Origin of the sequence: Sphingomonas sp. FUKUSWIS1 (genome assembly GCF_000733135.1) — a bacterium.
GTDB classification, from domain to species: Bacteria; Pseudomonadota; Alphaproteobacteria; order Sphingomonadales; family Sphingomonadaceae; genus Sphingomonas; species Sphingomonas aerolata.
Genome location: NZ_JPJC01000194.1, coordinates 6880 through 22525, shown reverse-complemented (window position 1 = coordinate 22525; position 15646 = coordinate 6880). Strand labels below are relative to the sequence as shown.

14 protein-coding genes are annotated in these 15646 nt (G+C 66.6%); 7 read left to right on the top strand and 7 right to left on the bottom strand.

Annotation, left to right across the window (positions count from 1 at the left end):
* Window positions 1–182: 182 nt before the first annotated feature.
* The 6 genes from edd to sphsw_RS11940 form a co-directional block, all read right to left on the bottom strand.
* Window positions 183–1997, bottom strand: coding sequence for a phosphogluconate dehydratase (edd, locus tag sphsw_RS11965; protein WP_031440817.1), 1815 nt, complete (start codon window positions 1995–1997; stop codon window positions 183–185).
* 1 nt (window position 1998) lies between these two features.
* Window positions 1999–2703 carry a 6-phosphogluconolactonase gene (pgl, locus tag sphsw_RS11960; protein WP_031396120.1) on the bottom strand — a complete coding sequence of 235 codons (705 nt, stop codon included), beginning with the start codon at window positions 2701–2703 and terminating at the stop codon, window positions 1999–2001.
* 251 nt (window positions 2704–2954) lie between these two features.
* Window positions 2955–4418, bottom strand: coding sequence for a glucose-6-phosphate dehydrogenase (zwf, locus tag sphsw_RS11955; RefSeq protein WP_031440816.1), 1464 nt, complete (start codon window positions 4416–4418; stop codon window positions 2955–2957).
* 23 nt (window positions 4419–4441) lie between these two features.
* Window positions 4442–5371, bottom strand: a complete 930-nt coding sequence (gene argC, locus sphsw_RS11950; RefSeq protein ID WP_031440815.1) for an N-acetyl-gamma-glutamyl-phosphate reductase — start codon at window positions 5369–5371, stop codon at window positions 4442–4444.
* Window positions 5368–5799 carry a hypothetical protein gene (locus sphsw_RS11945; RefSeq protein ID WP_235188378.1) on the bottom strand — a complete coding sequence of 144 codons (432 nt, stop codon included), beginning with the start codon at window positions 5797–5799 and terminating at the stop codon, window positions 5368–5370. Before sphsw_RS11945 ends, argC begins: the two co-directional genes overlap by 4 nt.
* Complete coding sequence (locus tag sphsw_RS11940; protein WP_031395049.1) at window positions 5738–6055, bottom strand: MarR family transcriptional regulator; 318 nt, start codon at window positions 6053–6055, stop codon at window positions 5738–5740. The genes sphsw_RS11945 and sphsw_RS11940 overlap by 62 nt, the downstream gene beginning before the upstream one ends.
* Before the next feature lie 234 nt (window positions 6056–6289).
* On the opposite strand from sphsw_RS11940, the gene secG reads away from it, so the two are divergent.
* Together secG and sphsw_RS11930 are read left to right on the top strand one after the other, a co-directional pair.
* Window positions 6290–6682 carry a preprotein translocase subunit SecG gene (gene secG / locus sphsw_RS11935; protein WP_031395050.1) on the top strand — a complete coding sequence of 131 codons (393 nt, stop codon included), beginning with the start codon at window positions 6290–6292 and terminating at the stop codon, window positions 6680–6682.
* Between the two features lie 84 nt (window positions 6683–6766).
* Window positions 6767–8401 (top strand): CTP synthase, encoded by a 1635-nt coding sequence (locus tag sphsw_RS11930; protein WP_031395051.1) that lies wholly within the window; start codon window positions 6767–6769, stop codon window positions 8399–8401.
* Window positions 8402–8757: 356 nt separating this feature from the next.
* On the opposite strand, the gene sphsw_RS11925 is transcribed toward sphsw_RS11930, so the two are convergent.
* A complete protein-coding gene (locus sphsw_RS11925) occupies window positions 8758–9222 on the bottom strand; it encodes an Hsp20 family protein (RefSeq protein WP_031440813.1) in 465 nt (154 codons plus the stop codon).
* Between the two features lie 242 nt (window positions 9223–9464).
* On the opposite strand from sphsw_RS11925, the gene sphsw_RS11920 reads away from it, so the two are divergent.
* From sphsw_RS11920 to sphsw_RS11900, 5 genes are all read left to right on the top strand, one after another.
* The gene (locus sphsw_RS11920; RefSeq protein ID WP_031440812.1) at window positions 9465–11939 is read left to right on the top strand and encodes a TonB-dependent receptor; all 2475 of its coding nucleotides are present in this window, start codon (window positions 9465–9467) and stop codon (window positions 11937–11939) included.
* A gap of 478 nt (window positions 11940–12417) precedes the next feature.
* Window positions 12418–13668 carry a lipoprotein-releasing ABC transporter permease subunit gene (locus tag sphsw_RS11915; protein WP_031440811.1) on the top strand — a complete coding sequence of 417 codons (1251 nt, stop codon included), beginning with the start codon at window positions 12418–12420 and terminating at the stop codon, window positions 13666–13668.
* Window positions 13661–14374, top strand: coding sequence for an ABC transporter ATP-binding protein (locus tag sphsw_RS11910; protein ID WP_042467156.1), 714 nt, complete (start codon window positions 13661–13663; stop codon window positions 14372–14374). Before sphsw_RS11915 ends, sphsw_RS11910 begins: the two co-directional genes overlap by 8 nt.
* 10 nt (window positions 14375–14384) lie before the next feature.
* The gene (locus sphsw_RS11905) at window positions 14385–14981 is read left to right on the top strand and encodes a GNAT family N-acetyltransferase (protein WP_031440810.1); all 597 of its coding nucleotides are present in this window, start codon (window positions 14385–14387) and stop codon (window positions 14979–14981) included.
* Window positions 14978–15454: a glutathione peroxidase gene (locus tag sphsw_RS11900; RefSeq protein WP_031440809.1), complete on the top strand. Its 477-nt coding sequence runs from the start codon at window positions 14978–14980 to the stop codon at window positions 15452–15454. Before sphsw_RS11905 ends, sphsw_RS11900 begins: the two co-directional genes overlap by 4 nt.
* The last annotated feature ends 192 nt before the right edge of the window (window positions 15455–15646 follow it).

Genomic DNA, 15646 nt, shown 5'->3' with positions numbered 1-15646 from the left:
CCGGCTCGCCCAGCTTGACGACGCGGCCATTCTCGACCTCGGCAATCGCAAAGCGCGCATGCGTCCCGCCGATATCTGCCGCTACGATTTCCATTGGTCTCTCCCGATCCTTGATCTCTTATCGCCGTTCGTCCTGAGCGACGTTGAAGGACATCGCCCGGAACGAACGGTTCGCGCGGGCTTTAAAGCCCCGCGCCCGCCAGCATCGCCGACGCGCCCTTTTCGGCCTCGTCGGCCAGCCCGCGGAACATGCCGAACAGCTCGCGACCCATGCCGCTGACCGCGGGTGGCAGCGTCACCATCTCGCGCGTCGCCCATACGTCCGCATCGACCAGCGCTTCCAGCGTGCCGTTGACCGCATCGACGCGGATCATGTCGCCGTCGCGGATCAACCCGATCGCGCCGTCGAGCAGTGCTTCGGGCGAGCAATGGATCGCGCACGGCACCTTGCCGCTCGCGCCCGACATGCGCCCGTCGGTGACCAGCGCCACCTTGAACCCGCGATTCTGCAGCACGCCCAGCGGCGGGGTCAGCTTGTGCAGCTCGGGCATGCCGTTCGCGCGCGGCCCCTGGAAGCGGACGACGACGACGACGTCCTTTTCCAGCTCGCCGCGCTTGAACGCCTCGATCACGTCGAGCTGGTCGTCGAACACCATCGCGGGGGCCTCGACGATCCAGCGATCGCGCTCGACCGCGGACACCTTGATGCACGCGCGGCCGATATTGCCCGCGAGGATCCGCATGCCGCCATCCGCCGAGAACGGCGCGGTGGCCGGACGCAGGATCGTCTCGTCACCGCTGTCGGGCGTGTCGCGCCATTCGAGCGCACCGTCCGCGACCACCGCGGTCTTGGCATAGGCCGACAGGTCCTGCCCGCCGATCGTCATGATGTCGCCGTGGAGCAGCCCTTCGCCCAGCAGTTCGCGGATCACATAGGGCATGCCGCCCGCCGCCTCGAACGCGTTCACGTCCGCCGAACCGTTGGGATAGACGCGCGCGATCAGCGGCACCGCCGCCGACAGGCGATCGAAATCCTCCCAGTCGATCACGATCCCCGCCGCACGCGCGATCGCGGGGACGTGGAGCAGATGGTTGGTCGAGCCGCCCGTCGCGAGCAGGCCGACCGCCGCATTGACGATCGCCCGCTCGTCGACGCAGCGGCCGAGCGGCCGGTAGTCGTCGCCGCGTGCCCCGATCTTCGCGAGCCTATGGACCGCCGCGCGCGTCAGTTCCTGGCGCAGCTTCGTGCCCGGATTGACGAACGCCGCGCCCGGCATGTGGAGGCCCATGACCTCCATCATCATCTGGTTGGTATTGGCGGTGCCGTAGAAGGTGCAGGTGCCCTTCGAATGATAGGCGCCGATCTCCGCCTCGAGCAGCTCCTCGCGGCCGACCAGCCCTTCGGCGAACTTCTCGCGCACCGCGGCCTTGGCCTTGTTGGGCAATCCGGTCGGCATCGGCCCGCCCGGGATCAGCACCATCGGCAGGTGCCCGAAGCGCAGCGCGCCCATCAGCAGCCCCGGCACGATCTTGTCGCAAATGCCGAGCAGCGCCGCGCCCTCGAACGTGCCGTGGCTCAGCGCGATCGCGGTGGAGAGCGCGATCGTGTCGCGGCTGAACAGCGACAGCTCCATCCCCGGATAGCCTTGCGTCACGCCGTCGCACATCGCCGGCACGCCGCCCGCGACCTGCGCGGTGGCACCGGCCTCGCGTGCCCAGACCTTCATCAGTTCGGGATAGCGGTAATAGACCGCATGCGCCGACAGCATGTCGTTATACGCCGTCACGATGCCGATGTTCATGCCGGCATCGGCCTTCATCGCATCGCGGTCCTCCTCGGTCCCCGCATAGGCATGCGCGAGGTTCGCACAGCCCAGCGACGGCCGGCGCACCTGCGCCTCGCCCTCGCGGTCGATCAGCGCGAGATAGGCGGCGCGGCTGTCGCGCGACCGTTCGATGATCCGGTCGGTGACCGCGGAGACGACGGCGTTCAGCATCTCAGGCGGCCCAGTGGATGTCGACGGGCAGCTCGACCTCGGCCAGCACGCGCCCGATCGGATATTTGGACGACGGACCCTGCTCGATCGCCTGTTCGAGCAGCGTCTTCTTCTCCTCGCCGGTGATCATGATCATCAGCGCCTTGGACGAAGCGATCGCCGCCGCGGACAGCGTCACGCGCGCGACCGGTGCCTCGGGCGGCAGCGGCTCGGGCATCACGCCCACCGCGCGGCGTTCCTTGGGACCGCTCAGCGCCTCGTCGAAATCGGGACCGGGGAAGATCGACGCGGTATGGCCGTCGGTACCCATGCCGAGCAAACAGAAGTCCAGCGGCCAGTGCAGGTCCTGCATCAGCGCATCCGCCGAACGGCCTGCCGCCTTGTAGTCGGAGATCGCATCGGGGACGATCGGCTTCACCCGCGCACCCTTGGGCAGGAAGATCTTGGCGAGCGCGGTAACGTTCGACATCGGATCGCCCAGCTTCACGATCCGCTCGTCGCCGGGGATGATCGTGACCTTCTTCCAGTCGAGCTTGGCCTGGGCGAGCTTCTCATACGCCGCCATCGGCGTCTTGCCGCCCGCCAGCGCGATCACCGCCGAGCCGCGCGCGTCGAGCGCGCTCTCGATGACGAACTGGATGTCGCCGGCAACCGCGGCTGCGAGCTCCTCGGTGTCCTCGTAATCCCACCATTCGATCTCGGTCATATGCTCAAACTCACTTAGAAATTAGTGTTCGTGCCCAACAGTTCAGGTCGTGTCCGCCAGTCCCGTTCGCACCCAGCAGTCCCGTTCGTACTCAGCGGCCCGTTCGTACCAACCAGTCCCGTTCGTACCGAGTAGGGATCGAGCGAAGCCGAGAGCCCGTATCGAGGTACAATGCCACAACCGGGCCGATCCCTCGATACGCCATCTCGACAAGCTCGACGGCTACTCGGGACGAACGGAGGAAAACATGCTCAGTCGTCCTGCCAGGTCACGCCGTCGCGCTCGGTCAGCGCGATCGCGGCGGACGGGCCCCAGCTGCCCGACGGATAGCTTTTGGGCTTCATTCCGTTCGCTTTCCAGCCCTCGCGGATCGCATCGATCCAGGTCCACTGCGCCTCGACCTCGTCGCGCCGCACGAACAATGTCTGGTCGCCCTCGATCAGGTCGAGCAGCAGCCGCTCATAGGCGATGCGCCGGCGCGTACCCGCAAACTCGGCGTCGAGGCTCAGGTTGAGCGGCACCTCGCGCAGCCGCACGCCCTCGCGGTCGAGACCCGGCTCCTTCGCCATCACCAGCAGCTGGACATGCTCTTCGGGCTGCAGGCGGATGATCAGCATGTTGGGCTGGAGCAGCCCGCCGCGCCCTGCGAACATCGAATGCGGCACCGCCTTGAACTGGATCGCGATCTCGCTGCCGCGCGCGGCCATGCGCTTGCCGGTGCGCAGGTAGAAGGGCACGCCCTGCCAGCGCCAGTTGTCGACATGCGCCTTGATCGCGACGAACGTCTCGGTGGTCGACGTCTGGCCGAGCTCCTCCGAATAGCTCTTCACGAACTTCCCGTTGACCGCGCCCTCGGCATATTGCCCGGTCACGGTGACGTGCGGCGCCTCCTCGGGCTTGATCAGCCGGAGCGATCGGAACACCTTCGACTTCTCGTCGCGCACGTCGGTGCCCTCGAACCGTGCGGGCGGCTCCATCGCGATCAGCGCGAGCAGTTGCAGGATATGGTTCTGCACCATGTCGCGCAGCGCGCCCGCGCTCTCGTAATAGCCCGCGCGTTCCTCAAGCCCGACCGTCTCGGAGATCGTGATCTGGACGTTGTCGATGCCTTGCGCATTCCACACCGGCTCGAAGAACGAGTTGCCGAAGCGCAGCGCCAGGATGTTCTGGACGGTTTCCTTGCCCAGATAATGATCGATCCGGTAGGTCCGGTTCTCGGGAAACGCCTTGGCGACCGCGTCGTTGATCTCGCGGCTTGTCGGCAGGTCATAGCCCAGCGGCTTTTCCAGCCCGACGCGGACCGTCTCGCCCGCCAGCCCGACCTTGTGCAGCCCCTCGATCGCCGATTCGAACAGCGACGGCGCGGTCGACAGATAGATGGCGAGCCCGCCCGAAATGTCGCCGATCTTGTCCGCCAGCGGCTGGAAGCTCGCCGGATCGGACAGGTCGGTCGGCTGGTAATGCACACGCTCGAGGAACGCGTCGATCGTCGCCTCGTCCTTGCGATCGTCCTTCAGATACTCGTCGAGCGCGGCTCGCGCGAAGGTGCGATACGCCGCGTCGTCGTGATCGTGACGCGCCGCGCCGGTGATCGTCAGCCCCTCGGGCAGCAGCCCGTCGGCGTGCAGGCCATAGAGCGAGGGCAACAGCATCCGCTGCGCGAGATCGCCGGTCGCGCCGAACAGGAGCAGCTTGGCTACGGGATTACGGTGCATGAGAGCTCCTGGGTCAGTCGGTCTTACGAAACCAGACCGGCGACCGGGTCGACCCCGGCCATGATGTTGAGGTTCTGGACCGCGGCGCCGCCGGCGCCCTTGCCCAGATTGTCGAGTGTCGCGACCAGCCGCGCATGACCGGTCGCATCGTTGCCGCAGACGCGCAACGTCAACCGGTCGGTTCCGGCATTTTCCTCGATCGCGATCGCCGCCGCATCGCCTGCCGCCACGGTTACGAGCGCGGCGCCGTCATAGGCTTGCCGCAGCACGTCCTCGACCGCCGCCAGCGTCGGCCGGCCGGGCAGGGCATGAAGGTGCAACGGCACCTCGACGACCATCCCGCGATAGGTATTGGCGACCGCGGGCGCGAAGATCGGCGCATGCGTCAGCGCGGCATGCTGCGTCATCTCGGCGATATGCTTGTGCGCAAGGCCCAGCGCATAGGCGCGGAACGCGGTCGGGGTGGCACCGGCCCCCTCGAACTCGGCGATCATCGCCTTGCCGCCGCCCGAATAGCCCGACGTCGCGTTGACGCTCAGCGGATGGCCCGCCGGCAGCAGCCCGGCCGCGACCAGCGGCGCGACGAGCGCGAGGAAGCCGGTCGGATAGCAGCCGGGGTTGGACACCCGCGTCGCCGCGGCGATCCGCGCCGCCTGGCCCGGCAGCTCGGCGAACCCATAGGTCCAGCCCGGCGCGACCCGGTGTGCGCTCGACGCGTCGATCACCCGCGTCCGGTCATTGTCGATCAGCGCGACCGCTTCGCGCGCGGCGTCGTCGGGCAGGCAGAGGATGACGAAATCGGCATCGTTGAGCGCCGCGCGGCGTGCCGCGGGATCCTTGCGGTTCGCCTCGTCGAGCAACGCGATCCGGATGTCGGACCGCCCGGCGAGCCGGTCGCGGATCTCGAGCCCGGTGGTGCCCGCCGCACCGTCGATGAAGACCGTCGCGGTCATGCCGCCACCGCCTTGCCGTCCGGCAGGTCGAGCGCGTCGATCTCGACATAGCCGACAAGGCCGTGCGGCTGCGCGACGCCCCAGGCGGACGATCCCGCAATCTCGAGCACTTCGATCGTGTCGCCGACTGCCAGCGCGGTGACCGGATCGCTGGCCGTGTCGCGGCCCGCGCGCAGCGTCGCGGTGCGCGCGACCAGCCGGATCATCGGCACCGCATAATGCGGCGCGAAGACATGCTCGGCAAGGCGGATGTCGGCAATGTCGCGGCGGACCGCGTGCGTGCGCAGGTCGAGATCGACCGAACGCCCGGTCAGCGCGAAACTCTGGCGACGCGAGTCGGCAGAATCACGCGGCTGAATGACGCCGTCAGGCTGTCGCGGCGCGGGGCGCGGCGTCGTTATCGCCGATGAACTGCCCGAATTCTTCAAGAAAATCTGCCCCTTCACTCGTCCGCGCGACGAAGATGTTGCGCTTGTCGCTATCGTCGCGTTGCCGGCGCAGATAGCCGAGGGCACCCAATCTGTTCAAGGCGCGCGTGACGACGGGCTTCGATACGTTCAGTGCACGCGCCAGACCGCGCACCGTATGCGGGCCGGGTTTGAGATAGACGAGCAGCAAAAGCGCCATCTGGCGATTGGTCAGATCCGGTTCACCCGAACGGACATAATCGACCAGAGCCGTCATCCACGTCGATAGAGTATTGACTGCCATTGATGCCACAGCGTTGATCCGCCATCTGAATTTCAGGGTCTACGTCCCGTTAAGGAACGTCATTACGCTGTCACAACGCCCGCCCGCACGGCTTGTTTCCGTGTGTTTCGGTGTCGTGTGCGATATCCGGAGCCCGGGATGCGGTTGATCGTTGCCGCCGGCTCGCCTATGTGCGCGGCTTCGTAAAGTTCCGGGGTTTTCCGCGCAATGTTCGCCTTCCTGCTTGTCATCCACGCGATCATCGCGGCCGCCCTCGTCACCGTGATCCTCATGCAGCGGTCGGAAGGCGGCGGTCTGGGCATGGGCGGCAGTCCCTCGGGGCTGATGTCGGCCCGCGGCGCCGCCGATTTCCTGACGCGCGCAACCGGCGTGCTCGGGACGATGTTCGTGCTGTTCTCGATCCTGCTCGCGATCCTCGCGGCGAATCACCGCAGCACCGACATCGACACGTCGCTCGCCCGCACGCCCGCCGCCGCCGCCACCGCGGTTCCGACCGCCGAGCCCAAGGGCGATGCGGCACCGTTCGCCGGTGGTGCAGAGAATGCCGGCGCCGCCGCACCGGCGCCTGCCGACAATGGCGCGGTCCCGCTCGCCCGCTAAACACTCCATTCGCCGACAAAAGCGCCCTGCGTGATCCGCGGGCGCTTGTCGTTCGTCCCCAACACACGCTACGAGACTCTTCCCATGGCTCGGTACATTTTCATCACCGGGGGCGTGGTATCGTCGCTCGGTAAAGGTCTGATGGCGGCATCGCTTGCCGCCCTCCTCCAGGCACGCGGCTACAGCGTCAGGATCCGGAAGTTCGATCCGTATCTGAACGTCGATCCCGGCACGATGTCGCCCTATCAGCACGGCGAGGTCTATGTGACCGACGACGGCGCCGAGACCGATCTCGACCTCGGTCACTATGAACGCTTCACCGGCGTGCCCTCGCGCCAGTCGGACAACGTCACCTCCGGCCGCATCTATCAGCAGATCATCGCCCGCGAACGCCGCGGCGACTATCTCGGCGCGACGGTGCAGGTCATCCCGCACGTCACCGACGCGATCAAGGCGTTCGCGCGCGCCGAGACCGACGATGTCGACTTCGTGCTCTGCGAGATCGGCGGCACCGTCGGCGACATCGAATCGCTCCCCTTCATCGAGGCGATTCGCCAGCTGAAGAACGAGGAAGGGCGCGGCAAGGCGATCAGTATCCACGTGACGCTCGTCCCCTATATCGCCGCCGCGGGCGAGCTGAAGACCAAGCCGACCCAGCATTCGGTCCGCGAACTCGCCGCGCTCGGCGTCCAGCCCGACGTGCTGGTCTGCCGCTGCGAACACCCGCTGCCGCCGTCGGAGCGCGCGAAGATCGCGCTGTTCTGCAACGTCCCCGCCAGCGCGGTCATCCCCGCGCTCGACGCGAAGAGCATCTATGCGGTGCCGCTCCAGTACCACGGCGAGGGCCTCGATATCGAGGTGCTGCGCGCGTTCGGGATCGAACCCGCCGCCGCGCCCGACCTGTCGCGCTGGACCGAGATCATGGACCGGCTGACCAATCCGCAGGGCGAGGTCACGATCGGCGTGGTCGGCAAATATGTCGGGCTGCAGGACGCCTACAAGTCGCTCAACGAGGCGCTGGTCCATGGCGGCATCGCCAACCGCGTCAAGGTCAACGTCCGCTGGATCGACGCCGAGCTATTCGAGAATGCCGAAAGCGACATCGCCGGCCAGCTCGAGCCCTGCGACGCGATCCTCGTCCCCGGTGCGTTCGGCGAACGCGGCGCGGAGGGCAAGATCGCCTCGGTCAAGTTCGCGCGCGAACGCAAGATCCCCTATTTCGGGATCTGCTTCGGGATGCAGATGGCGTGCGTCGAGGGCGCCCGCGGTCTCGGCGGCGTGCCCGATGCCTCGTCGACCGAATTCGGCCCGACCGACAAGCCGGTGGTCGGCATGATCACCGAATGGATGGGCCGCGAGGGTCTCGAGACGCGCGCGGCCGAGGGCGATCTCGGCGGCACGATGCGGCTCGGCGCCTATGACGCCAAGCTCGACGGCAACAGCGTCGTCGCGGCGATCTATGGCGGCACCGACATCTCGGAACGCCATCGTCACCGCTACGAGGTGAATACGGGCTACAAGGACGTGCTCGAACAGGGCGGTCTGGTCTTCTCGGGCATGTCGCCCGACGGCACGCTCCCCGAAATCGTCGAGCGTCCCGACCATCCCTGGTTCGTCGGCGTCCAGTTCCACCCCGAACTCAAAAGCAAACCCTTCGACCCGCACCCCCTGTTCGCCAGCTTCATCGAAGCCGCCGTAAAACAGAGCCGCCTCGTCTGACCCGACCGGGCGCCCTCACGGGCGCCCGCAAGGGCGAAATATCGATCACGCGAAGGCGCAAAGGCGCAAAGGGACCCAGAATCTTAGCGCCTTCGCGCCTTCGCGCGAACAAACCCTGCTCCGTCTGGTCCGAACAGAAGAATGTGTTCACGCGGAGACGCGGAGACGCGGAGTGCATTTTTGGCCTATCGCAGTCGGCCTCACTCCGGTTCGCGCAGGAATTCATGAGGGCCGCAACGCGGCCAAGAAAATCTCTGCGCCTCCGCGCGAACAAATTCTTCCAACTCCGAACCCCAGACACAAAAAAAGGCGCCCGGACCCAAAGGATCCGGACGCCCCACAGCGCTGATCAAAAATCAGGCAGCCTGATCGACAGCAACCGTATCGACCGCAGCCAGCGGCGCGCCGGTCTTGATCGCGATGCTCTTCGGCTTCATCGCCTCGGGCACCTCGCGGACCAGGTCGATCACCAGCAGCCCGTCGTTCAGCCGCGCATCCTCCACCAGCACGAAATCCGCCAGCTCGAACCGCCGCTCGAACGAGCGGTTGGCGATGCCGACATGGAGCAGCTGGCCCTCGGGCGCGCGCTCCTCCTTCTTGCCCGCGACCAGCAGCAGGTTCTGCTGCGCGGTGATCGCGATCTCGTCGCGCGAGAAGCCGGCGATCGCCAGCGTGATGCGGTAACGGTCCTGCGCGATCCGCTCGAGGTTGAACGGCGGGTAATTGTCGGACGTCGCGGCGCGCGCGTTCGTCTCGATCATGTCGAACAGCCGGTCGAACCCGACGGTCGAGCGGCGATAGGGGGTAAGGTCGAGTCGCATGGTCAAATCCTCGTCTTGAGCAATCCAACATCAGCCCTGGCCCGCCTGTGCGCGGCCCGGGCACACGGCCCATCAGGCGCCGTGCGGCAGTGATCTGGTCACCCCGAAAAAACCTTCAAGATCGCCCCGCGAAGATTTTTTCCGCGCCCCCGATAGCGCAGCTTTGCCCCCGCAAAGCCGTTCCAGATTGAAATCCCACCAAATCAATGGACTTTTAGTGCCAAGGTTCAAGGGAGACGATCATGGCCCATATTTTCGCGATGCTGGTCGCCGCGCAGGCGGCCGCATCACCGCTGCCCACACCCGCCGATCAGGCCGCACCCGCGCCGCAGGACACACAGCGCGACACCGGCCGGCTCGGCGCGGCACAGCAGGGCGGGGGAGACATCGTCGTCACCGCGCGCCGCCGTGCCGAGACGATCCAGAGCGTGCCGATCGCGATGTCGGTGATCGGCGGCCAGGCGATCGCCGACACCGGCGCGTACAACGTCAACCGCATCACGCAGCTTCAGCCGACGCTGCAATTCTACTCGACCAACCCGCGCAACTCCGCCGCCAACATCCGCGGGCTCGGCGCGCCGTTCGGCCTCACCAATGACGGCATCGAGCAGGGCGTCGGCATCTATGTCGACCAGGTCTATTACAGCCGCATCGCCTCGGCGACGTTCGACTTCACCGACACCGAACGGATCGAGATCCTGCGCGGGCCGCAGGGCACGCTCTACGGCAAGAACACCACCGCGGGCGCGATCAACATCTACACGCGCAAGCCCAGCTTCACCCCCGAGGCACGGATCGAGCTCACCACCGGCAATCTCCGCTTCGTCCAGGCCAAGGCGTCGGTGTCGGGCCCTCTCGTCGACGACCGGCTCGCGATCCGCCTGTCCTCGTCGATCACCCGGCGCGACGGCACGATCCGCAATCTCCGCACCGGCAAGGACGTCAACGCGCAGGACAATCAGAGCCTGCGCGGCCAGCTCTTCTGGCACGCGACCGGCAATCTCGATCTCACGCTGTCTGGTGATTATAATCACCAGAACCCCGATTGTTGCGCGCAGATCTTCGCACGCGTCGGCACCACGCAGCGGCCCGTGTCGCGGCAATATGACGCGCTCGCCGCCGCGCTCAACTACACCCCGCCGTCGCGCGACGCGTTCGACCGCGTGACCGATCTCGACACCCCGCTGCGCGCACGGCAGGAATTGGGCGGCGCCGCATTGCTCGCCGAATGGGATCTCGGACCCGTGTCGCTGACCTCGGTCTCCGCATGGCGCATCTGGGACTGGAAGCCGTCGAACGACCGCGACTTCATCGGCCTGCCGATCACCTCGGTCTCGGCGAACCCGTCGCAGCAAGAACAGGTCAGCCAGGAGGTCCGCCTCTCGTCGAACGGCCGCAACACGGTCGATTACGTTGCCGGGCTGTTCTACTTCCACCAGACGATCGACACGCAGGGGCTCCAGGTCCAGGGCGCCGCCGCCAGCCGCTACCTGCTCAACCCGACCAGCGCGAACGCGTCCAACCCCGCGGTGCTCGACGGCCTGACCGCGACCAACACGATCGGCTTCAAGAACACGTCGGCGGCCGGGTTCGGCAAGGTGACCTGGCACATCGCCGACACCCTCTCCTTCGCCCCCGGCCTGCGCGTCAATTACGACAAGAAGACCGGCTCCTACGTCTCGGTCGTGACGACAGGGGCGGGGGCGGGGGCAGGCGCGGTGCTCAACTGCTCGACGACCGCGCAGGCGGCCAGCTCGGTCACCCGCGACCGGTGCAGCACGCTCGCGCCCCAGGTCTACACCCCCGCCTTCGACGACTGGAACGTGTCGGGCGACGCGACGCTCGCCTATGACGTCGCCCAGGACATCCACGCCTATGCGACCTATGCGCGCAGCTATAAATCGGGCGGCATCAACCTGTCGGGGCTCCCGCTCGACGGCGCGAACAACCCGATCCTCGCCTCGGCGACGGTCAAGCCCGAGACCGTCAACCATTACGAACTCGGCCTCAAGACACAGTTTCTCGACCGCCGCGTGACGCTCAACCTCGCGGGCTTCTGGACCGAGATCAACGATTACCAGGCGACCGTCACCAACGGGCAGCTGGGCGTGCTGCGCGGCTATCTGGCGAATGCGGGCAAGGTGCGGACGCGCGGGTTCGAATTCGACTCGGCGTTCCGCCCGACGTCGCGCTTCAACCTCTACGTCAACGGCGCATATACCGACGCCAAATATGTCCGCTTCGTCGATGCGCCATGCCCGCCCGAGCTGTCGGGCGGCACCACCGCGACCGCAGGCCAGACGCCGAGCCCCGCCGGAACCCCGGGCGGGATCAGCCCGGCAAACTGCGACATATCGGGCCAGCGTCTGCCCGGCATCTCGAAATGGGCCTTTTCCTACGGCGCGGAATATGACCTGCCCGCACGGATCGGCGGTCTCGATGGCCAGGTGTATCTGGGCTATGACGGCAGCTACCGCTCGACCTTCTCGTCCAACCCGTCCGCCTCGGCCTATACGGACATCAAGGGCTATGCGCTCGGCAATGTCCGGCTGGGCTTCCGCGGCGAGGACCGGCTGAACGTCTTCGGCTGGGTCCGCAACGTCTTCGCCAAGGATTATTACGAATTGCTCGCGCTGCAATCGGGCAGCACGGGGCTGGTCGTCGGCCAGCCGGGTGATCCGCGCACCTACGGCGTCACGATCTCGCGCTCGTTCTGATACGGTTCACAAACGCTGCTCTACTCTATCTGCTATAAAGAGAGATCCGGGCGAAGGGTGAGAATTGGAAGCTCCCACTCTTCGTCCGGTGCCTGTTGCACTTCGGGGGTTCCGGGAGCGGCGAATAGTGTATTCGTTGTAAGGAAAATGGCCCGGACAAGCAAACGCCCGGACCGTTTCCGATCCGGGCGCCTGCGTGACGATCGCTCGTCAGCCCCCATTTTGTCGCTTCCGCTCTGCACCTTCGGTGCGGCGTCAAAGCATTCCCCGAACCACGGCCGTTGCCTGTGTCTCAGCGAGGTTTTTGCTAAGTAATTGCGTGGTGTTTGTCACCCTGTTTGCGGGGCGCGCCACACGATTGGCAGGGGGCTGTGTCGAATCCGCAACAGACCAATCCAGACGCGGCCATGGTTGCCTCGCGCGGGGCCGCGTCCTAGAGCCGATGGACATCTCTTCTAACGATCGAACCCCCGCACCCATGATCCTGTCACGCTATGAACGGATGATCGCCCGGCGCTATCTGCTGCCGGGCAAGGGCGAGGCGTTCATCTTCCTCGTCGCCTCGATCAGCCTCGTCGCCGTCATGCTCGGCGTCGCCGCGCTCGTCATCGTGATGAGCGTGATGAACGGTTTCCGCGCCGAGCTGTTCGACAAGATCGTCGGTCTCAACGGCCATGCGGTGGTCCAGCCGCTCGGCGGCCGGATGCCCGACTGGCGCGAGATCGTCGCACAGGCGCGCGCCACCCCCGGCGTCACCAGCGCGGTGCCGCTGATCGAACAGCCGCTCGCCGCCACCTATAACGGCCGCGCGGAGGCGGTGCTGGTCCGCGGCATGCGCGTCGACGACATCCGTCGCAATTCGACGATCCAGGACAAGGTGCTGATGGGGTCGCTCCAGTCGATCACGCAAGGGTCCGGCCGGATCGCGATCGGCTCGCGGCTCGCCGAGTCGCTCGGCGCGCAGGTCGGCTCGGACATCTCGCTGTTCAGCCCGCAGGGTCAGACCACGCCGTTCGGCACCGTCCCGCGCATCGTCAGCTACAAGGTCGGCGCGATCTTCGAGATCGGCGTCTACGACTATGACAAGGCGTATATCATCATGCCGATCGAGGATGCGCAGACGCTCCTCCTGATGGGTGACGCCGCGGGCATGGTCGAGCTGAAGACCGTCGATGCGGACAAGGTCGGCGAGATCCTGAGGCCGCTCGCCGAGAAGATCAGCGGCCGCGCGGTCATCCAGGACTGGCGGACGATGAACGCCCAGCTGTTCGAGGCTTTGGCGGTCGAGCGCGTCGCGATGTTCACCGTGCTGTCGATCATCATCCTTGTCGCGGTCTTCAACATCCTGTCGTCGCTGATCATGCTGGTCCGCGCCAAGACGCGCGACATCGCGATCCTGCGGACGATGGGCGCGACGCGCGGCGGGCTGATGCGGATCTTCATCGTCGTCGGCACGACGATCGGCGCGCTCGGCACGCTCGCCGGGCTCGGGCTCGGCTTCGTCTTCCTGTTCTACCGCCAGGGCGTGGTGAACTTCGTCCAGCTCGTGACGGGGCAGAATCTCTGGGATCCCTCGATCCGCTATCTGACCGAACTCCCGTCGAAGACCGATCCGGTCGAGATCATCGTGATCGCGCTGATGGCGCTGATCTTCAGCTTCCTCGCCACGCTCTATCCGGCCTGGAAGGCGGCGAGTACCGACCCCGTGCAGGTGCTGCGTTATGAATAATGGCCTTCCGATCGAGCGGCGCAGCGCGCAGGCGTACGACTATGTCCTGCAGACCAGCGGTCTGACCAAGAGCTTCACGCAGGGCGGCGCGACGATCGACGTGCTGCGCGGCATCGACCTCGGAATCGCGCCGGGCGAGATCGTCGCGCTGCTCGGCCCCTCGGGCTCGGGCAAGTCGACCCTGCTCCAGGCGGTCGGGCTGCTGGAAGGTGGCTTCCAGGGATCGATCAAGATCGCCGGTACCGAGGCGTCGAAGCTCAACGCGCATGAGCGCACGGTGGTGCGCCGCGACAGCCTCGGCTTCGTCTATCAGTTCCATCATCTCCTCCCCGATTTCAACGCGACCGAGAATGTCGTCCTGCCGCAGCTCGTCCACGGCGCGACGCGCGCACAGGCGGATGCGCGCGCGGCCGAACTCCTGACCCAGCTCGGGCTCGGCCACCGCCTCACGCACCGCCCCAGCCAGCTCTCGGGCGGCGAGCAGCAGCGCGTCGCGGTCGCCCGCGCGCTCGCCAACAAGCCCGCGCTCGTGCTGGCGGACGAGCCGACCGGCAATCTCGACGAGCATACCGCCGACATCGTCTTCGCCGAATTCGTCCGGCTGGTCCGCGAACAGGGCACAGCGGCGCTGGTCGCGACTCACAACGAGCGGCTCGCCGCGCGGATGGACCGCGTGTTCCGGCTGCACGAGGGCCGGCTGGCATGAGCGACCGGGCATGAGCTGGGACGCGACACCGACGCTCGTCGGGCGTCACGTCACGCTCCGCCCGCTCGTCGCGGCGGACAAGGACGCGCTGGTCGCCGCCGCGTCTGCGGATAATCTCTGGGACCTGTTCTACGCCAATGTCGCGCTGATGAAGGCGCCCGATCGCTGGCTCGCGGCGGCGTTCGAGCAGCAGGACTTTGGCCGCGCGCGGGTCTTTGCGGTGGTGGTGGACGGCATCGTCCGCGGCAGCACCCGCTTCATGCGGATGAGCGCGGCGAACCGGCGGCTCGAGATCGGCGGCACCTTCTACGCCACCGCGGTCCAGCGCACCGGCGTCAATACCGAGGCCAAGCGGATGCTGCTGACCCATGCGTTCGACACGCTCGGCTGCGAATGCGTCCAGATCCGCACCGACAGCCTCAACAAACGCTCACAGGCCGCGATCGAGCGGCTCGGCGCGAAACGCGACGGCGTGTTGCGCGGGCACCAGGTGATGGCCGACGGCCGCTTGCGCGACACCATCGTCTACAGCATTTTGGCGCACGAATGGCCGGGCGTCCGTCAGAACCTGACCTATCTGCTCGCCCGACACGAGGACCGCGCATGACCATCACCGACTTCACCGTGAAGGCCACCAACGGCACCCCCGCGTCGCTCGCGGCCTATGCCGGCAAGGTGCTGCTGATCGTCAACACCGCCTCCAAATGCGGCTTTACCCCGCAATATGAGGGGCTCGAGGCGCTCCACCGCGACTATGCCGATCGCGGCTTCGAGGTTCTCGCCTTCCCCTGCAACCAGTTCGGCGCGCAGGAACCCGGCGACGCGGCGGAGATCGCGAATTTCTGCACGCTCACCTACGACGTGACCTTCCCCGTCTTCGCGAAAGTCGACGTCAACGGCGGCGAAGCGGACCCGCTGTTCGACCGCCTGAAGTCGGACGCCCCCGGCGTGCTGGGGTCGAAAGCGATCAAATGGAACTTCACCAAGTTCCTGATCGACCGCGCCGGCAAGGTCGTCGACCGCTACGCCCCCACCACCAAACCCGCCGACATCCGCACCGACATCGAAAAACTGCTCTAGCGCGCCCTTCCTACCACCCCGGCGAAGGCCGGGGCCCAGCTGGAAAGGTCGCAGTAACGAAGCGTGGACCTCAGTCAGCAACGTCCCCCAACTGGGCCCCGGCCTCCGCCGGGGTGGTAACTGTAGGCAGCACCCGCACCACAAGACTGGTCCCCCGCAAAGGCAGGGACCCAGCCCGGACTCCCACCTCCT